Consider the following 18,271-nt stretch of genomic DNA (forward strand, 5'->3'; position numbering starts at 1 on the left):
GGTCAGGAGTACGGCGGTGGGGTCGGTGCCCCGGCCGGGGGGGGGGTCGGGCGTGGGGGCGGGGGGGCCGGAGCCCCCGGGGGGGGGGGGCGGGGGCTGATCTCTGTTTCCGCTGCTCACCGACTGTTGTCAGTGCCGGCCTCTACGCTCGTCAGCGATGGCACAGGCATGGAAGTGCTCGGGGCTGCGGTGGGCGGCGGACGGTCCCGTGCTGACGTGGGAAGGCGGGCGGCGCAGTGCGCTGACCTGGGGGAAACGGGTGGCCTTCGGGGTCGCGGACGGCGGTGGGCGGACATGCGTGGGAGCGCGGGGGCATGCGTGTCCGGTGCGGGCGGCCGTGTCGGGGCGGAGTACGGGGGCGCGGTGCGAGGAGTGTGCGCGGCTGGACCGGGCACACTCCGTCGCCGCCGACACCATCGCGGACGATCCACGGCCGTACCACGTCTATCTGGCCTGGTTCGGACCCGGCATGACCAAGGTCGGGATCACCGCCGAAGAACGGGGCTCCGCGCGGCTGCTCGAACAGGGCGCCGTCTGTTTCACCTGGCTCGGCGTCGGCCCGCTCATGGCGGCCCGGCGGACGGAGGAGCTGCTGCGGGCCGCCCTGCGGGTGCCTGACCGCATTCCCTACGCCGACAAGCGGGCGGTGCGGTCCGGGTTGCCGGGCACCGAGGCCGAACGAGCCGCCGAGATCAGCGAGTTGCATGCGCGGGCCGTGGGGCTGGGCGGGTGGCCGGAGTCGCTGCGGGCCGAGCCCTGCCAACCCGTCGACCATGTGCGGGTGTTCGGGCTGGCGGACCTGCCCGCCCCCTCCGGTGTGGTCGCCGAACTCGTCGCCGGGGGTGCGGCGGGCGGGCGGCTCGTCGCGGCCGCCGGACCCGATCTGCATCTGGAGACCCGGGGCGGGGTGGTCGTGCTGGACACGCGGTTGATGACGGGGTGGGGGCTGATCCCCGTCGACACCGAGGAACTCTCGGTGCCGGTGCGGGAGTTCAGGAGGGAGACAGGGGTGCAGGACGGATTGTTCTGACAGAGCTGACAGAGCTGACAGAGCTGGCAGTTCGGGCGACCCGATGGAGGCGGATGGTAAAGACTCGGATCCCTCCCGGATCCCTTTGGGCAAGGTGCCTGGACGCGCCGCCCAGCCGGGACCGACCGTGGATGACATGAGCGATCACCGCATTGCGCCTGTCGTACCTGACGTACCTGCCGCACCCGTCGAGGCCGGCGAGGCCGTCACCTCCGTCTTTCCCGTCGTCGCCCACGAACCTCCGTACTACGCCGTCGTCTTCACCTCCCTGCGCACCGAGGAGGACACCGGGTACAACGCCACCGCGGAGCGCATGGGTGAGCTGGTCCAGGAGATCCCCGGCTTCCTCGGCGAGGACTCGGCCCGCACACCGGGCGGACTGTCGATCACCATCGCCTACTTCCGGGACCTGGCCGGCATCGAGCGGTGGCGTCAGAACGCGGAGCACCGGAAGGCCAAGGAGCACGGGCGGGCGCACTGGTACGAGCGGTACTCACTGCACATCGCCCGGGTCGAGCACAGTCACGGCTTCCAGCGGGCCGATCGGTGAGTGGTCCGGTCGCTGAGAAGGCAAGGAGCCTCCAAGGCGTTCGCTGAGAGGTCCCTGTGCGTTTCTCAGGAAAATCACAGGTTCCAGAAAGCGTGTTCTCAGAGGATCCCGACAGTGTGGCCACATGACCACGACCTCGCCCCAGGGGCGCACCGAACTGCTGAGGCCGGACGGGAGCCCCGTCCGAGTGCTTGTGGTGGACGACGAGCTGTCGATCACCGAGCTGCTGTCCATGGCCCTGCGCTATGAGGGATGGCAGATCCGGAGTGCGGGAGATGGCACGGGTGCCATCCAGACCGCTCGGGAGTTCCGGCCCGACGCCGTCGTTCTCGACATGATGCTGCCCGACATGGACGGCCTGACCGTCCTGGGGCGCATGCGCCGTGAGCTGCCGGACGTTCCTGTCCTGTTCCTCACCGCGAAGGACGCCGTCGAGGACCGGATCGCCGGGCTCACCGCCGGTGGCGACGACTACGTCACCAAGCCCTTCAGCCTCGAAGAGGTCGTGGCCCGGCTGCGCGGGCTGATCCGCCGCTCCGGTGCCGCAGACCGGCGCTCGGACTCCGTGCTGGTCGTCGGGGACCTCACCCTCGACGAGGACAGTCACGAGGTGTCGCGGGCCGGGGAGGGCATCCACCTCACCGCCACCGAGTTCGAGCTGCTGCGCTTCCTGATGCGCAATCCGCGGCGCGTGCTCAGCAAGGCGCAGATCCTCGACCGTGTGTGGTCCTACGACTTCGGCGGCCAGGCCAACGTGGTCGAGCTCTACATCTCCTACCTCCGCCGCAAGATCGACGCCGGTCGTGAGCCCATGATCCACACTCGGCGTGGTGCCGGTTACCTGATCAAGCCCGCCGCGTCATGAGCGGACGACGACGGCCGCGTACGCAGAAGAAGCGACTGGGCAAGCCGCGTACCCTGCGGGCGCGGCTCGTCGTCGCGTCCGTGGTGTTGATCGCGGTGGTGTGTGCGGTGATCGGCACGGTGACGACGCTTGCGCTGCGGTCGCATCTGTACGAGCAGCTGGGCACCAAGGTCGGAGAGACCGCGGCGCGGGCCTCCGGTGTGGGTGCTCCGCCCGGCCAGCAGACCAAGGGCGCTGGTATCAACGGTCCCGGGGACACCCCGAGCAGCCTGACCGACCTGGTCACCAAGGGGCCGCAGCAGAGCAGTATCGCCGCCACGGTCCAGAAGGGCGTCATCACCGACGCCAAGGTGGGGGATGACGACGGCTACAGCCGGACCCCGGTGGACCTGAGCGACGAGGCGATGGAGGCGCTCAACGAGGTCACCCAGGACGAGAAGCTGCACACCGTGGACCTTCCCGGCCTCGGTGAGTACCTCGTCAAGTACACCACCGGCGACAAGGGCGACTACTACGTCGGGTTGCCCACCAAGGAAGTCAACAACACCCTCAACACCCTCATAGCCGTAGAAGCCAGCGTCACCGCCGCCGGCCTCATCGCCGCCGCCATCGCCGGCACCGTGATCGTCGGGATAGCCACCCGCCCCCTCCGCCGAGTCGCCGCGACAGCGACCCGGGTCTCCGAACTCCCTCTCCACACCGGCGAGGTGAACCTCAGCGAGCGTGTCCCGGAGTCGGAGTGCGACCCGAGCACCGAGGTCGGCAAGGTGGGCGCCGCGCTGAACCGGATGTTGGACCACGTCCACGCCGCCCTGCACTCCCGCCAGCAGAGCGAGATGCGCGTACGGCAGTTCGTCGCCGACGCCAGTCACGAGCTCAGAACCCCCCTCTCCTCCATCCGCGGCTACGCCGAGCTGACCAGACGCGGCAGAGAGCAGATCGGCCCCGACACCCGGCACGCGCTCGGACGGATCGAGTCCGAGGCGGGCCGGATGACGTTGCTGGTCGAGGATCTCCTCCTCCTCGCGCGGCTCGACGCCGGCCGGCCCCTCCAGTTCGAGCAGACCGATCTCATCCCGCTCGTCGTGGACACCATCAGCGACACCCGCGCGGCCGGCATGGACCACAGCTGGCGCCTCGACCTGCCCGATGAACCCGCCCTGGTCTCCGGCGACGCCGCACGCCTCCAGCAGGTGCTCATCAACCTGCTCGGCAACGCCCGCAAGCACACGGAGCCCGGTACCACCATCACCGCCCGTATCCAGCGGCGCGGACCGTGGATGTGCGTGGACGTCGAGGACAACGGCCAGGGCATCCCGCCCGATCTGCTGCCGCACGTCTTCGAGCGGTTCGCGAGAGGCGACTCCTCCCGCTCGCGTGCCTCCGGGTCCACCGGACTCGGCCTCGCCATCGTGCAGGCCGTGGTGACGGCGCACGGCGGTGCCGTGACCGTGGACAGTGTTCCGGGGCGGACCGTGTTCACCGTGCACCTGCCCGCGCTCGCCCCGGCGACCCCCCGCCCGGCGCCCGAAACGAATTGGCAATCGCACTCACAGGTACAGCACAGTGCCAGCACATGGGTGCAACAGGGCATCTGACCAGAGTCGTTGTCATGCGAACCGACTCTTCTCCCGGCACTCTGCCGGCGCGGGAGCACCTCCCGGCCGGAGACGCCGGTGCGCCTGTCCTGGACGTAGTGATCCCCGTCTACAACGAGGAGAAGGACCTCCAGCCGTGTGTGCTGAGACTGCACGAGCACCTCAAGCGCACCTTCCCGTACGCGTTCCGCATCACGATCGCGGACAACGCGTCGACGGACACCACCCCACAGGTGGCGTCGCGGCTGGAGGCGGAGATCGCCGAGGTCAGCAACTTCCGCCTGGAGCAGAAGGGCCGCGGTCGCGCCCTGCGCACCGTGTGGTCCGCCTCGGACGCCCCGATCCTCGCCTACATGGACGTGGACCTGTCCACCGACCTCAACGCCCTGCTCCCGCTGGTGGCCCCGCTGATCTCGGGCCACTCCGACCTGGCGATCGGATCGAGGCTCGCCCGCTCCTCGCGGGTGGTGCGCGGTCCCAAGCGGGAGTTCATCAGCCGCTCGTACAACCTGATCCTGCGCGGCTCGCTCCAGGCCCGCTTCTCCGACGCGCAGTGCGGGTTCAAGGCCATCCGGCGTGACGTCGCCCAGCAGTTGCTGCCGATGGTCGAGGACACCGGCTGGTTCTTCGACACCGAGATGCTCGTCATCGCCGAGCGCGCGGGACTGCGTATCCACGAAGTGCCCGTCGACTGGGTCGACGATCCCGACTCCACCGTCCACATCGTCAAGACGGCGACCGAGGACCTCAAGGGGGTGTGGCGCGTGGGCAAGGCCCTGGCCTCCGGCTCGCTGCCACTGGACCGGATCGCCCGGCCGTTCGGCGACGACCCGCGCGACCGCGAGATCCAGGACGTACCGAAGGGGCTGGCCCGCCAGCTCGTCGGGTTCTGTGTGGTCGGCGGTCTTTCGACCCTCTTCTACCTGCTCCTCTACAGCGTCTTCCGGCAGTTCGGCGGCTCGCAGGTCGCCAACGCGCTCGCGCTGCTGGTCTCGGCCGTCGCCAACACGGCGGCCAACCGCCGGCTGACCTTCGGGGTGCGCGGCGGTGGTGGCGCCGTCAAGCACCAGGCCCAGGGCCTGGTCGTCTTCGGCATCGGTCTCGCGTTGACCAGCGGTTCCCTCGCCGCCCTCAACGCGGCCAGCAGCGACCCCGCGCACTCCACCGAACTGGCGGTCCTCATCGCCGCCAACCTCGCGGCGACCGTGCTGCGCTTCCTGCTCTTCCGCGCCTGGGTCTTCCCCGAGCGCCACGAGTCGACGGTGGTGGCCTCGCACACCCCGTCCTCTCACACGCAGTCCTCGCCGACGTTCTCCACCGCCTCGCGACAGCAGCCGCTCCACCCGCCGCTGCCGACGCGCACAGGCGCCAACCACTTCTCGTACGACACCCAGTTCCGCGCCGGTGAAGTCGCGGACCAGAGCCGGCGGGACGCCACCATGCAGCTTCAGCCGGTGCGCCCCTCCGACAACACCCCGGGGGACCCCCGATGACCATCATCACTACGGCCGTCCAAGAGCCCTCGGCTCCCGCGGCCCCGCCCGCCCCGCAGGCGGGTGAGCCCAAGCAGCCCTTCGTGAAGAGACTGTGGCGCGGCCGCCCCGAGGACCCGCGCTGGGCACGCCCGGCCTTCTGGGGCCTGCTCCTGGCCACCGCGGCGCTCTACTTCTACAACCTGAGCTCCTCCGGCTACGCCAACTCCTTCTACTCCGCGGCCGTCCAGGCCGGCAGCCAGTCCTGGAAGGCGTTCTTCTTCGGCTCGCTGGACGCGGGCAACGCCATCACCGTCGACAAGCCCCCGGCCTCGCTGTGGCCGATGGCCCTGTCGGTGCGGGTCTTCGGGCTGAGCTCCTTCGCGATCCTGATGCCCGAGGTCCTCATGGGCATCGGCACGGTCGCCGTCGTGTACGCCTCTGTGCGCCGCCGCTTCAGCCCCGCGGCCGGCCTGATCGCGGGCGCCGTGATGACGCTCACCCCCGTCGCGGCGCTGATGTTCCGGTTCAACAACCCGGACGCCATGCTGGCCCTGCTGATGGCCGTGGCCTGCTACTTCGTGGTCCGCGCCCTGGAGGACGGCCGCACCAAGTGGCTGCTGTGGGCCGGTGTCGCGATCGGCTTCGCGTTCCTCGCCAAGACCCTCCAGGCCTTCCTCATTCTCCCGCCGCTCGCGATCGTCTACGCGGTCTGCGCACCCGTGTCGGTGAAGAAGCGCTTCGGCCAGCTGGCCGCGGCGACCGCGGCCCTGGTCGTCTCCGGCGGCTGGTGGGTCGCGATCGTCGAGCTGTGGCCCGCCTCCTCCCGCCCCTACATCGGCGGCTCCCAGAACAACTCCTTCCTTGAACTGACCTTCGGCTACAACGGCCTCGGCCGCCTGAACGGCGAGGAGACCGGCAGTGTCGGCGGCGGTGGCGGCAACACCGGAACCGGCCAGTGGGGCGAGACCGGCTGGGACCGGATGTTCAACTCCGAGATCGGCGGCCAGATCTCCTGGCTGCTCCCGGCGGCCCTGATCCTGCTGGTCGCGGGCCTGGTGGCGACACGCAAGCTGAAGCGGACGTCCGTCACCCGAGGGTCGTTCCTCGTCTGGGGCGGCTCGCTGCTCATCACCATGGTCGTCTTCAGCTACATGGCGGGCATCTTCCACCAGTACTACACGGTCGCCCTCGCGCCCTACCTGGCCGCGGTGATCGGCATGGGCTCGACCCTGCTGTGGGAGCAGCGCAAGAAGATCTGGGCGTCCCTGACCCTCGCGGCCGCGGTCGTGGCCAGCGCCGCCTGGGGTTACGTCCTGCTCAACCGCACCTCCGACTACCTGCCCTGGCTCAAGTGGCTGGTCCTGATCGGCGGCCTGGCCTCCGCGCTCGGCCTGATCTTCGCGGGCCGCATCAACCGGCAACTCGCCCTCGCGGCGGCGTCGGTGGGCCTGGTGGCCTCCCTGGCCGGCCCGACCGCGTACACCATCAGCACGCTCCAGGAGGGCCACACCGGCTCCATCGTGACGGCCGGTCCCGCCGGCGCCAGCATGATGGGCGGCGGTGGCGGCGGCCGGGGCGGCGGTCCCGGTGGCGGCGGCTTCGGCGGTCAGAACCAGCAGGGCGGCAACGGCACCACCCAGAACCAGCAGGGCGGCAACGGCAACGGCTTCCCCGGCGGGGGCATGCCCGGCCAGAGCCAGCAGCAGGGCCAGGGCCGGCAGAACGGCGGCATGCCGGGCGGCACCACCGGCGAAGGCGGCGGCATGGCCGGCGGCGGTGCCGGCGGCCTCCTCAACGGCGCGACCGTCTCCGACGAGGCCAAGAAGCTCCTGGAAGCCGACTCCGGCGACTACACCTGGGTCGCGGCGGCCATCGGCGCCCAGAACGCGGCGAGCTACCAACTCTCCACCGGCGACGCTGTCATGGCGATCGGCGGCTTCAACGGCACCGACCCGTCCCCGACGCTGGCGCAGTTCAAGGAGTACGTGGCGGACGGCAAGGTCCACTACTTCATCTCGTCCGGCTCCCGCGGCGGCATGGGCGGCAGCAGTAGCAGTGGCACGTCCTCGCAGATCACGAGCTGGGTCGAGGCCAACTTCAAGAAGGTGACGGTGGGTTCGTCCACCTTCTACGACCTCACCCAGAAGGCGAGCAGCTGACGTAGCGACAGAAGGAGAAGGGAGGGCGACGGCCGCACCGGGGCCGTCGCCCTCCCTTTTTATTTCTCTTGTACGCCGTATAGGAGTTGTTCTACGGTGTACAACATGTCGGCTCCCACTCCCACTCCCACTCCCGCACCCACTCCCGCACCCGTCACCGTCTCCCAGGGCCACCCCCAGCGCTGGCTCATCCTCGGCGTCATCTGTCTCGCCCAGCTCACCGTCGTCCTCGACAACACCGTCCTGAACGTGGCGATCCCCTCCCTCACCGAGGAACTGGGCGCGGCCACCTCGGACATCCAGTGGATGATCAACGCGTACTCCCTGGTGCAGTCCGGCCTCCTGCTCACCGCGGGCAGCGCCGCCGACCGCTACGGCCGCAAGAAGATGCTGATCGCGGGGCTGACCCTGTTCGGCGCCGGCTCGCTGACGGCCGGACTGGCCGACAGCACGGGCCAGTTGATCGCCGCGCGGGCCGGGATGGGCGTCGGCGGCGCACTGCTGCTGACCACGACCCTCGCGGTGGTGATGCAGATCTTCGCGCCCGAGGAGCACGCCAAGGCGATCGGCATCTGGGCGGCCGTCAACGCGCTCGGCTTCGCCTGCGGCCCGCTGCTCGGCGGCTTCATGCTGGACCACTTCTGGTGGGGCGCGATCTTCCTGGTCAACCTTCCGGTCGCGGCGATCGGCCTGGTGGCCGCCATCACCCTGGTCCCCGAGTCCAAAAACCCGCGCGGCGACCGCCCCGACCTCCTCGGCGCCCTGCTCTCGACCATCGGCATGGCCTCCCTGGTGTTCGCGATCATCTCCGGCCCCGAACACGGCTGGACATCGGGCCGCGTACTGACCTCGGCGGTCGTCGCGGTCACCGTGCTGGCCGGGTTCGCGTACTGGGAGAGCCGGATCGAGTACCCCATGCTCGACCTGCACTTCTTCAGGAACCGCCGCTTCACGGGGGCGATCGCGGGCGCGGTGCTGATCACCTTCGGCATGGGCGGCTCGCTCTTCCTGCTCACCCAGCACATGCAGTTCGTCCTCGGCTACGGCCCCCTGGAGGCCGGTCTGCGCACGGCACCGCTCGCCCTCACGATCGTGGCCCTCAACTTCTCCGGGGTGGCCGCGAAGTGGGCGGCAAAGCTGGGGAACCCGGCCGCGATCGGGCTGGGCATGGTGCTGATGTCGGGCGGCCTGGTCTCCATCGCCACGGTCGCCTCCGGCGGTTACACCGGGACGCTGCTCGGCCTGCTGCTCATCGGGGCCGGCGCCGCGATCGCCAACCCGGCCATGGCGCACGCGATCATGAGCTCCATTCCGCCGGAGAAGGCGGGGATCGGGGCGGGGATCAACGGGACGGTGGCGGAGTTCGGACAGGGGCTGGGGGTGGCCGTGCTGGGCGCGGTGTTGAACTCCCGGTTCGCCGCGCTGATTTCCGTAGGGGCGTCCTCGCTGCCGGCGGCGTTGGCGGCGGCGGGGTCGGATTCCGAGAAGGCGCGTATCACGGACGCGTATTCCTCGGGGCTGGAGACCAGTTTGTTGGTGGGGGCGGTGGCCGTGCTGTTGGGTGGGTTGGTCGCGGGGGCGTTGCTGCGGCGGGCTGAGCGGGAAGAGGTCGCCTAAGAGCTCGGGGGCGGGGGCGCCTAAGCTGATCCACCATTGCAAGACCAGGAAGGTGCGCCATGGTGAAGGCAGGCCATCGTGCGGAGCGGACCAGCGTGTGGCTGGAGGACAAGGCTCGGCGTGGCACCCGTGGTGGCGGGCACCCCTCCGGGCTCGACCGTGAGCGCATCACCTCGGTCACCGTCCGGCTCCTGGACGCCGAAGGACTGGCCAAGTTCTCCATGCGGCGGCTCGCGAGCGAGCTCAACGTCACCGCGATGTCCGTCTATTGGTACGTCGACACCAAGGACGACCTCCTCGAACTCGCCCTCGACTCGGTCTGCGGCGAACTCACCCTGCCCGACCCGGAGTCCGACGAGGACTGGCGCGACCAACTGCGCACGCTGGCCCGCGGCTACCGCGCCCTCCTGGTCGGCCACCCCTGGGTCTCACCACTGAGCGGAACCTTCCTCAACATCGGCCCCAACTACCTGGCGTTCGCCCAGGTCATCCACCACGTCATCCGCCGCACCGGCCTGCCCGCCCACGGCCTGGCCGCCGCCATCTCCGCCGTCTTCCAGTTCGTGTACGGCTTCGGCACGATCGAGGGCCATGTCATCGCCCGCTCCACCGACGCCGGCATGACCCCGGACGAGTACTTCCGGCACGCCATGAGCATGGTGACTCAGGCCCCACAGGCCGCCGAGATCGTCAAACAGTCCGAGGACATCATGGCGGCCCGGGGCGGCGACACGGTCGAGGAAATGTGGGAACGGGACTTCGACTTCGCCCTGGACCTATTGGTGGCGGGCATCGAGGCGATGGTGAAAAGGACGGGCAACTGAACCCACCCCAGGGGCGCGGGGCTGTATCGATCTGCGGCTACCGCCGCGTGGGCGCGACCAGCCACCAACGCACCCGCTGCCGCAAGACAACCCACGCGCCCGAGCTCTCAGGCGCCCGGCGAAGCCAACCGCGCCGGGAAACCGCCGGTGGCAACCGGTCCCCACGTCACCGGCGTGACCCGAATGATCGACTTCCCCTGCTTCACCATCGCCTCCCGGTACTCGTCCCAGTCCGGGTGCTCACCCGAGATGTTCCGGAAGTACTCCACGAGCGGCTCGACGGACTCGGGCGAGTCGATGACCTCCGCCGTGCCATCGACCTGTACCCACGGCCCGTTCCAGTCGTCGCTCAGCACGACGACACTGACCCGCTCGTCCCGCTTGGCGTTCCGCGTCTTCGCCCGCTCGGGATAGGTCGACATCACGATCCGCCCCGAGTCGTCGACCCCGCAGGTCAACGGTGACGCCTGCGGGCTCCCGTCGGTGCGGCGGGTCAGCAGCAGGGCGCGATGACGAGGTCGTACGAATTCCAGCAACTCGTCCAGGGAAACGGCGGTGTTCGTCGCGATGTTCGGTGCCATGAGGACACCCTAGGCGCACCCTCGCGCTCAGGCGCGGGCCAGCACGATCATCTCGGACGGCTCGATGCCGTCGTCCAGCCGCTGAAGCAGTACGACGGCCCCCGCGGCCACTGTGCGGTAGTCGGCAGCGGCATGCGGAAGGCCGAGGAACCCCACCTCCTCCGCCGCCGAGGCCACGGTGAGGGCGGCAAGCCCTAGGGAGAGCAGTTGCTCGCTGTCCAGGGAGGCGATCGCGGAGGTGTTCGGGCACAGCTCCTGGATGAGCCGGGTCTCTTCGACCAGGAAATCGTGCGGTCCGGGCGGTTCGGGCGTGGCGACGATCGTGCGGTCCCAGGCATGGGGGAGCGAGGCGTACATGTCCCCGGGGTAGACCGGCCGCATTGCGGCATCGCGGATCGCCCGGGTGCTCAGCCGAACGTAGGCCCGCCGTAGTCCGGTCCCGTCGTCGGGGACCCCGAGTCTGCGGCGGCTCTCGGAGACTGCGGCCGTCAACGCCAGGGTGAGACGGTCGGTGTCTTGCCCGCGTCCGACCGGCCAGGCCCGGAAGGCAACGATGGGCTGCCGGGCCTGGCCGCCGTCCTGCGCCAGCGACGGCAGAAGACGCTCGCCTATGTCGATGGCGCGTTCCATCTCGCGGCGCACGTTGGGGCTCACCCGTTCATATGCCCTGAGGTTCTCGATCAGACCGCTGACGTGGTCCGCCGACAGGAAGCCGTGCCGGATGCGTTCCTCCGTCAGGTTCTTCTTCAGCCACGTCAGATACCGGAAAGCCAGCAGATCGAGGCCCTCCGTGCCGGACGGTTCGGCCGGCGGGTCCAGTCGCGGCACCCAGGGATCCGGGCTCCAGTCCGGCTGCCAAGGCCGAAGCCGCTGAAGCCGCTGGAGCTGCTGGTCGAGGCACCACACCGTGTCTGCCGCCCGATGGGAGACGAGGCTGAAGGCGGCCTCCTGGGTCTCGTGTGCGCTGAGCGGGCGCCACTGGGGCCCGTCCGGTCTGAGCCCGTTGATCCAGGAGACCAGGTCCATCACGTGGTGCGGAGGGATGCCGACGGCCGTACCGTCCTCCCGGGACACCACGGCCTGCCCGGGCTGCTCCCCGCGTTCGTCGAGGAAGAGCCGGTACGCCTCGTGGCTGAGCGGCTTGGCGCACAGCACCGCGCCGTTCTCCGAACCGACCGTGTCCTGGAGCTGCCGGGCCAGGGTGGCCGCTGTCATGAGCCGGCGCCTCGGTGAGGAGGGCGGGTCGGAGAGCGCCTCGGTCCGTACCTCGTCGAGGCGGCGCAGGATCGGGACGGGCAGCCTTCTGGCGGCGGTCTGCTCCATGTCGAAGGCGAGGGTGAGGGCGTTGAGGGTGCCCGAGTCCAGACAGGCGGCGATGATCGGGGACGGGTCGCTGTCCGGGTCGGCGGCGTGCAGCAGGCTGGTCTCGCGCCACCAGTCGTCCTCGATGTACTGGGTCAGCCTCGTGGTGTACGCGTTCCGCTGGATGTGGACGGCGGCGAGATACTCCTGGATCGTCAGGTGGGCGAACGCGTACTCCCCGCGCTCCCGTTCGATCAGCAGCCCCGTCGCGGTGATCGACGCGAGGAAGTCCTCGCAGGTGACCGATCCGCCGGCCTGCCGCAGGGCCCGTTGGAGGATTTCGGTGGCCTGTCCGAGACCGACGTCGCGGACCTTGCGCAACATCATCTGGAAGGCGAGTTCGGCGAGCACCCGCTCGTGCTGTCGGCCGAGTCTGCGGGCCGCGTCTCCCGACGCGTGCTTGGTCTGATGCCTGCGCCACAACAGGACGTCGCAGATCTCCCGGTACAGCTCCGCCCGGCTGTCGGGGAGCCGGTCCAGATGCAGATGGACGTTGGCGATCATGGTCAGCAGCAGCGGGTTGGTCGCCAGCTCGTACAGCATCGGCTTGGACCGCAGCTGGGCCAGCAGGTCCTCCGCGTCCTTCGCCCGGGCCGCCGCCGTGAACTCGCTCCCACGCAGTGCCCCGTACCAGCTCCGTACGAAATCGGCGATCTGCTCTCCGGTGAACCGGCGGACGTGAAGGATCAATGGCCGGTTGAGCTGCGCGCTGAGATAGCCCTGAGGGCGGGAGGTGATCACGAAGTCGTTGCCTGGGTACGCCTCGATCTGGCTCTCCACCCACCGCGCGACGGCCTGCCGTTCGCTGTCGTCGGCGACCTCGTCGAGGCCGTCGAGGAGCACGGTGCAGCGCCCGTCGGCCAGCTGCCGGTCGAACCAGCCCTCGGGCTCGTTGCGGCGCAGGTCGGAATGGAGGGAGTCGCGGATCCCTTCCGGGAGCGTGGTTCTCGGCCGCGCGACGATGTCCGCCGCGCGGTCGCGCAGTAACAGCATCACCGGCAGATCTCTGCGTCGTGGCCGGCCGGGCACCGGCTGGGCGAGTTCGGTCGCCAGGTGTTTCAGCAGCGTGGTCTTGCCCGTTCCGGGGGCGCCGATGATCGCCAGCGCGGCGCCCTGGGGCGTGGCCAGGAAGTCCCAGATCGACTGCCGGGCGGTCGTGCTCGGGACGGGAGCCGAGGCCAGCGGTTCACGCGCGACCGCGTGCACCGACCGCGGGTCGAGAGTGACGTCGACATAGACGTCGGCGAGATCGGGTACCGACTCCCCGCGGACACGCTGGTCCTTCAGATCGACGTGCCGGTGCTGATGGAGGACCAGCTGCCGGTACTGCTTCTCGAAGCCCGACCCCGAAGGGAGCCCCTTGATCCGGTTGTCGATGGTCTGGGCGACGCGGTCGACGGTCTGTGTCTCGACCTGCCGGTAGACCTTGACCCAGAACCTACCGATCTCCACCAGCGCCGCGTAGCCCGCGAAAGCAGTAGCCGCCCCCACAGGATGCGCGCTGACCGTCGACCATGCCTGCGCCACCACCAAGCCAGGTGGGCCCACCAGCACTCCGACCCGCGCGGCGAGTCCCCCGTCTACGCCGGCCACAGTCACCACCCGTACCAGCCCGCACACGACCGTATTGGCCACGTATTCTTCCACGACAGCGGCTCCGGGCGCCCCGGTTGCGCTCATCAACCACGCATCGGGTCAAGGCACTTCACGCCTGTGGCAGCGAATCCCCTTGCACCGCCTGGATGTCCAGTTCCACTTTCAGTGTCGTACCGATCGCCGCGATCCCCGCCTGCACCACCTGGTTGTAGTTCATGGCGAAGTCCTCGCGCCGCAGCTGGGCCGTGGCCCGGAAGGCCGCCCGAGTACCGCCCCACGGATCGGAGCCCGTCCCCAGATAGGCGAGGTCGAGGTCGACGGGCCGTACGACCCCGTGCAGCGACAGCTCACCGTGCAGGGTCCAGCGGTCCGACCCCGCCACGGAAAGCCCCGAAGACCGGTACGTGATCTCGGGAAACCGCTCGACGTCAAGGAAGTCCGCCGACTTCAGATGCCCGTCCCGCATCGCGTTCCCCGTGTCGATGGAGTCGGCCCGGATCACCGCCTCCACCCGGGACTTGGTGACGTCGTCCGGTGCGACCTCGATCGACGCGGTGAACTCGGTGAACCGCCCGTGCACACTGGAGATCCCCAGATGCTGGGCCACCGCGCCCACCGTGGAGTGCGCCGGGTCCACCGTCCACTGCCCCGGCGGCGGCAGCTCGGTCCCGCCCTGCCGCGCCAGCGTCACCGTGCCGACCTCGGCGCGGCCGCTCGCGGTGACGATCGCGCTGGCCGCGGCGGGCGCGTATCCGACGGCGGTGACGATGACGGTGTACGCCCCGGGCGGCAGCGGGTTGACATCCCGGACCGTGCCCTCGATGTCGGCCTCGACCCGCAGCACCTGCGAGCCCGTCATGTCGGTCAGCGTGACGACCGCGTGCGACACGGCCCATCCGTCCCGCGTACGGATCCTCGCGGTCAGTCCCATCTCACGTGCTCCTTCAGGAATGCGACCGGCCCGCGGCGGGGCGCGCCCCTCCGCTCGGAGCGCGCGCCCACCCGCCACGGGCCGGGGTTTGCGATGCCGGGTCCTCCCGGCCTCGGGGGCGCGGGGCCCGGACGCGTGTTCACCGCGTACCGGACCCCGCTCACCTGGGCCCTACTCGCCGGGGTGGGCGAGTTCGATGTCATGGCCGTCGGTTCCGCGACCGCCCACCGTGAGGGCCGTCGCCACCGGCGGGTAGCCCGTGGCGATGACCGTGTAGTCGCCGCCGTCCAGGTCGGTGAAGGCGTATGCCCCGTCCGACCCGGTCGTCGCGGTCCCCACGACATTGCCGGCCGCGTCGACGAGCGTGACCCGCGCGTCGGCCAGCGGTCCGTGCGGAGCCCGTACGACACCCTGGAGCTGGGCTCCGGACTCCAGCTCGACCTCGATCCGGGTGACGCCCGTGCCGCCGACCTCGACGGGCAGCGCGCGCGGCCGGTACCCGGCGGCGTTCACCGCGACGGTCACCGCACCCGGCACCAGCTCGGCGAAGCCGAACTCGCCCTGCTCACCGGTGGTCCCGGTGGCCAGCAGATCACCGCGGACGTCGGTCACGATGACCATGGCGTCCTTGACGGGCAGCGCGCTGTCCGAGGCCCGCACCACACCGCTCAGCCCGCTCGTGCCGCTGAGCAGGATGTCGTACGCCACCGGCTCACCGTTGACGACGACCGTGGACGCCTGCGGCTGGAAGCCGTCGGCGGAGGCGATCAGGACGTACGACCCGACACTCGGCGCGTCCACACCGTACGAACCGTCCGCCTGCGTCACCGACCGGCCCAGCTGCCGTCCCGCGAGCGAGATCAGCGTGACCGCGGCCTGCGGGACGGGTGCGCTCTCGGCGCCGCGGACGTGGCCGCGGACCGGGATGCCGCCGCCGGAGGAGGCCGGGGGAGCTTCGAGGGTGGCGACCGCGGCGAGCTTGTGCGTGCCGTCGGCGGCGGGCTGCGTCTCGGAGGTGGCGGCCCAGCTGGGGACGCGCTCCTCGGAGGCGGCCGGAGCCTCGGTCACTGTCTCCTCGGAAGGAGCGGCCTCCTGTGCCAGCGCACCCTTCGTCCGCAACGGAACCTCCTTGATGAACAGCGTGATCAGGAAGGCGACCGCCGCCAGGGCCGCCGCGATCAGGAACACGTCCGCGATGCCGTGGCCGTAGGCGCTCTCCATGACGGTGCGCAGCGGGGCGGGCAGCTTGTCCATGTCCGGGATCTCGCCGGTGGAGCTCGAACCGGAGGCGAGGGAGGCGTACTTGGGGCCGAGGTCGGTGATGCCGTCCTTGGCGTAGTCGGTGATGCGGTGGGCCATGACGGCACCGAGCGCCGAGACGCCCATGGCACCGCCGAGGGACCGGAAGAAGGTGACCGTGGAGCTGGCGGCGCCGAGGTCGGAGGGCTCGACCTGGTTCTGGGTGCACAGGACCAGGTTCTGCATCATCATGCCGATGCCGAGACCCAGCAGGGCCATGAAGACCGCGGCCTTCCAGTACTCCGTGTCGTACCGGATGGTGCCCAGCAGACCGAGGCCGGCCGTGACGAGCACGCCACCGCTGACCAGCCAGGCCTTCCACTTGCCGGTGCGGGTGATGAGCTGCCCGGAGACGGTCGAGGAGACGAACAGACCGGCGATCATCGGGATCGTCATGACGCCCGACATCGTGGGGGACTTGTCGCGGGCCAGCTGGAAGTACTGGCTGAAGAAGACCGTGCCGGAGAACATCGCGACGCCCACGAACATCGAGGCGATCGACGACAGGGTGATGGTGCGGTTGCGGAACAGCCGCAGCGGGATGATCGGCTCGCTGGCCCTCGACTCGACGAGCACGAAGATCAGGCCGAGCGCGATCGAGCCGCCGACCATCGCGTACGTCTGCCAGGAGATCCAGTCGTACTTGTCACCGGCGAAGGTGACCCAGACCAGCAGCAACGAGACGGCCGCCGAGATGAAGAACGCGCCGGACCAGTCGACCTTGACGTCCCGCTTCACGACGGGCAGGTGCAGGGTCTTCTGGAGCACGATCAGCGCGATGACCGCGAACGGCACACCGACGTAGAAGCACCAGCGCCAGCCGAGCCACGACGTGTCGGTGATGACACCGCCGAGCAGCGGACCGCCGACGGTGGCGACGGCGAAGGTCGCGCCCAGGTAGCCGGAGTAACGCCCGCGCTCACGCGGGGAGATCATCGCGGCCATCACGATCTGCGCGAGGGCGGACAGACCGCCGACGCCGATGCCCTGGACGACACGGAAGGCGATCAGCGTGCCGGCGTTCTGGGACAGACCCGCGGCCGCCGATCCCAGCACATAGATGACGAGCGCTATCTGGACGAGCGCCTTCTTGCTGTACAGGTCCGACAGCTTGCCCCACAGGGGTGTGGCCGCGGTCATGGACAGCAGGGCTGCGGTGACGACCCAGGTGTAGGCGGACTGGCCGCCGCCGAGGTCGCCGATGATCTCCGGGAGGGCGTTCGAGACGATCGTGGACGACAGGATCGCCACGAACATCCCGAGCAGCAGCCCGGAGAGGGCTTCCATGATCTGCCGGTGTGTCATGGGTTCGTGCCCGGAGTGCGCAGTGCCTCCCCCGTGCTTGGCGTGAGCCCGCACACCGGCTGGTGTGGTCGTTGCCATGGGCTTCCTTTGCTTATGTGTTTGCGGGTGTACGGGTGGTCTCTTCGAATACGCGAGGGGCGGCGGTACGGCAGTCGTCGAAGCTGGCCCTGAGCCGGGCCATGAGGCCGGTCAGCTGGGCCACCTCTTCGTCGCTCCAGTCGCCCAGCCGCTCGGCGAGCAGCTCGGAGGTCCGCCGCGACAGCTTTTCGAGCTGGGCCAGACCCACGGGGGTGAGGTGCAGGATGCGGGAGCGCTTGTCCGCCGGGTCGGGGGACCGGTCGATCCAGCCCCGCTCGGCGAGATGCGCCGCATGCCGGCTGGTCACCGACATGTCCACGGCGAGCAGCTCCGAGAGCTTGCTCATGCGCATGTCCCCGTGACGGGCGAGCAGCGTCAGTACGGCGGCGGAACCGGCGGGACAGTCGGACGGCAGGATCCGCCCCATCTCCCGTTTCACGGCTCCGAAGGCACTGAACTGACGCATCAGCTCCTCGTACTGCGCCTGCGCGGCCATCACACCTCCTGTATTCGTTGCTTGGGGCAACCATAGGAGCGGTTGGTTGCTACAGGCAAATAAAACGACGTGAGTGCGACATAAAAACTTGGCAAAGGCAAGTATTGCGGAAGTAAATCGGCAGGTGGCGGTCAAGGAAGGAAGGCTGCCTGAACCCACCTAGGGGCGCGGGGAACCGCGCGACCAGCCACGGACAACCGTCACTCGGCAACCATCCCGCACCCCTACGGCGATCCCCGCGCTTGGGCAGCCCCCGCGGATTCGCTAGTGTCTCGGTGCATGGCTAACACCCAGGGCCCCCAGGGCAACCACGACCCCGCCGGCAACACCCAGATGTTCCGCGCCTTCGTCGACGAGGCCCCGCAGGGCCCGCAGCAGGCCGCGGCCGCCTCCGGCCCGCGCCTCGGTCTGATCATCGGCGTCGTCGTCGCCGTGGCGATCGTCGCGGCGGTGGCCTGGCTGGCGCTCAGCTGACCGGCGGGGCTACTTCCACCGGACGGACACG

Annotated in this window: 14 protein-coding genes; 9 read left to right on the forward strand and 5 right to left on the reverse strand. The window is 69.8% G+C overall.

Annotation, left to right across the window (positions count from 1 at the left end; translation table 11 throughout):
* Positions 1-157 precede the first annotated feature (157 nt).
* From TN53_RS23845 to TN53_RS23880, 8 genes are all read left to right on the forward strand, one after another.
* Positions 158-1,030, forward strand: coding sequence for a DUF2797 domain-containing protein (locus tag TN53_RS23845; protein ID WP_046260662.1), 873 nt, complete (start codon positions 158-160; stop codon positions 1,028-1,030).
* Positions 1,031-1,166: 136 nt separating this feature from the next.
* Positions 1,167-1,580 carry an antibiotic biosynthesis monooxygenase family protein gene (locus tag TN53_RS23850; RefSeq protein ID WP_046260663.1) on the forward strand — a complete coding sequence of 138 codons (414 nt, stop codon included), beginning with the start codon at positions 1,167-1,169 and terminating at the stop codon, positions 1,578-1,580.
* 124 nt (positions 1,581-1,704) lie between these two features.
* A complete protein-coding gene (locus tag TN53_RS23855; protein ID WP_019054929.1) occupies positions 1,705-2,445 on the forward strand; it encodes a response regulator transcription factor in 741 nt (246 codons plus the stop codon).
* A complete protein-coding gene (locus TN53_RS23860; protein WP_095046696.1) occupies positions 2,442-4,043 on the forward strand; it encodes a sensor histidine kinase in 1,602 nt (533 codons plus the stop codon). The genes TN53_RS23855 and TN53_RS23860 overlap by 4 nt, the downstream gene beginning before the upstream one ends.
* 14 nt (positions 4,044-4,057) lie before the next feature.
* Positions 4,058-5,536 carry a bifunctional glycosyltransferase family 2/GtrA family protein gene (locus TN53_RS23865; RefSeq protein WP_046260664.1) on the forward strand — a complete coding sequence of 493 codons (1,479 nt, stop codon included), beginning with the start codon at positions 4,058-4,060 and terminating at the stop codon, positions 5,534-5,536.
* Positions 5,533-7,677 (forward strand): ArnT family glycosyltransferase, encoded by a 2,145-nt coding sequence (locus TN53_RS23870; RefSeq protein WP_046260665.1) that lies wholly within the window; start codon positions 5,533-5,535, stop codon positions 7,675-7,677. The genes TN53_RS23865 and TN53_RS23870 overlap by 4 nt, the downstream gene beginning before the upstream one ends.
* 105 nt (positions 7,678-7,782) lie before the next feature.
* Entirely contained in the window at positions 7,783-9,294 is a 1,512-nt protein-coding gene (locus TN53_RS23875) for an MFS transporter (protein ID WP_046260720.1), read from the forward strand.
* Between the two features lie 59 nt (positions 9,295-9,353).
* The gene (locus TN53_RS23880; protein ID WP_046260666.1) at positions 9,354-10,118 is read left to right on the forward strand and encodes a TetR/AcrR family transcriptional regulator; all 765 of its coding nucleotides are present in this window, start codon (positions 9,354-9,356) and stop codon (positions 10,116-10,118) included.
* A 107-nt stretch (positions 10,119-10,225) separates the two neighbouring features.
* Here TN53_RS23880 and TN53_RS23885 read toward each other — a convergent pair whose 3' ends face one another.
* The 5 genes from TN53_RS23885 to TN53_RS23905 all read right to left on the reverse strand — a co-directional run bounded on the left by TN53_RS23885 (position 10,226) and on the right by TN53_RS23905 (position 17,766).
* On the reverse strand, positions 10,226-10,699 hold the full coding sequence (locus TN53_RS23885) for a PPOX class F420-dependent oxidoreductase (RefSeq protein ID WP_046260667.1): 474 nt from the start codon (positions 10,697-10,699) through the stop codon (positions 10,226-10,228).
* A gap of 27 nt (positions 10,700-10,726) precedes the next feature.
* Positions 10,727-13,696 carry an NACHT domain-containing protein gene (locus TN53_RS23890; protein ID WP_159038186.1) on the reverse strand — a complete coding sequence of 990 codons (2,970 nt, stop codon included), beginning with the start codon at positions 13,694-13,696 and terminating at the stop codon, positions 10,727-10,729.
* Positions 13,697-13,766: 70 nt separating this feature from the next.
* Entirely contained in the window at positions 13,767-14,588 is an 822-nt protein-coding gene (locus TN53_RS23895) for a YceI family protein (protein ID WP_046260669.1), read from the reverse strand.
* A 171-nt stretch (positions 14,589-14,759) separates the two neighbouring features.
* Positions 14,760-17,270, reverse strand: coding sequence for an MFS transporter (locus tag TN53_RS23900; protein ID WP_095046698.1), 2,511 nt, complete (start codon positions 17,268-17,270; stop codon positions 14,760-14,762).
* 13 nt (positions 17,271-17,283) lie between these two features.
* Positions 17,284-17,766, reverse strand: a complete 483-nt coding sequence (locus tag TN53_RS23905) for a MarR family winged helix-turn-helix transcriptional regulator (RefSeq protein ID WP_046260671.1) — start codon at positions 17,764-17,766, stop codon at positions 17,284-17,286.
* 279 nt (positions 17,767-18,045) lie between these two features.
* Between TN53_RS23905 and TN53_RS23910 the strand changes: the two genes are divergently transcribed.
* Positions 18,046-18,240, forward strand: coding sequence for a hypothetical protein (locus TN53_RS23910; protein WP_046260672.1), 195 nt, complete (start codon positions 18,046-18,048; stop codon positions 18,238-18,240).
* The last annotated feature ends 31 nt before the right edge of the window (positions 18,241-18,271 follow it).

Origin of the sequence: Streptomyces sp. WM6386, assembly GCF_000972385.1 — a bacterium.
Classification (GTDB): Bacteria; Actinomycetota; Actinomycetes; order Streptomycetales; family Streptomycetaceae; genus Streptomyces.

Excerpts from the sequence above, each read along its gene's own strand:
- TN53_RS23845 (WP_046260662.1), top strand. The coding sequence starts at position 158 with ATGGCACAGGCATGGAAGTGCTCGGGGCTGCGGTGGGCGGCGGACGGT.
- TN53_RS23850 (WP_046260663.1), top strand. The coding sequence starts at position 1,167 with ATGAGCGATCACCGCATTGCGCCTGTCGTACCTGACGTACCTGCCGCA.
- TN53_RS23855 (WP_019054929.1), top strand. The coding sequence starts at position 1,705 with ATGACCACGACCTCGCCCCAGGGGCGCACCGAACTGCTGAGGCCGGAC.
- TN53_RS23860 (WP_095046696.1), top strand. The coding sequence starts at position 2,442 with ATGAGCGGACGACGACGGCCGCGTACGCAGAAGAAGCGACTGGGCAAG.
- TN53_RS23865 (WP_046260664.1), top strand. The coding sequence starts at position 4,058 with ATGCGAACCGACTCTTCTCCCGGCACTCTGCCGGCGCGGGAGCACCTC.
- TN53_RS23870 (WP_046260665.1), top strand. The coding sequence starts at position 5,533 with ATGACCATCATCACTACGGCCGTCCAAGAGCCCTCGGCTCCCGCGGCC.
- TN53_RS23875 (WP_046260720.1), top strand. The coding sequence starts at position 7,783 with ATGTCGGCTCCCACTCCCACTCCCACTCCCGCACCCACTCCCGCACCC.
- TN53_RS23880 (WP_046260666.1), top strand. The coding sequence starts at position 9,354 with ATGGTGAAGGCAGGCCATCGTGCGGAGCGGACCAGCGTGTGGCTGGAG.
- TN53_RS23885 (WP_046260667.1), bottom strand. The coding sequence starts at position 10,699 with ATGGCACCGAACATCGCGACGAACACCGCCGTTTCCCTGGACGAGTTG.
- TN53_RS23895 (WP_046260669.1), bottom strand. The coding sequence starts at position 14,588 with ATGGGACTGACCGCGAGGATCCGTACGCGGGACGGATGGGCCGTGTCG.
- TN53_RS23900 (WP_095046698.1), bottom strand. The coding sequence starts at position 17,270 with ATGGCAACGACCACACCAGCCGGTGTGCGGGCTCACGCCAAGCACGGG.
- TN53_RS23905 (WP_046260671.1), bottom strand. The coding sequence starts at position 17,766 with ATGGCCGCGCAGGCGCAGTACGAGGAGCTGATGCGTCAGTTCAGTGCC.
- TN53_RS23910 (WP_046260672.1), top strand. The coding sequence starts at position 18,046 with ATGGCTAACACCCAGGGCCCCCAGGGCAACCACGACCCCGCCGGCAAC.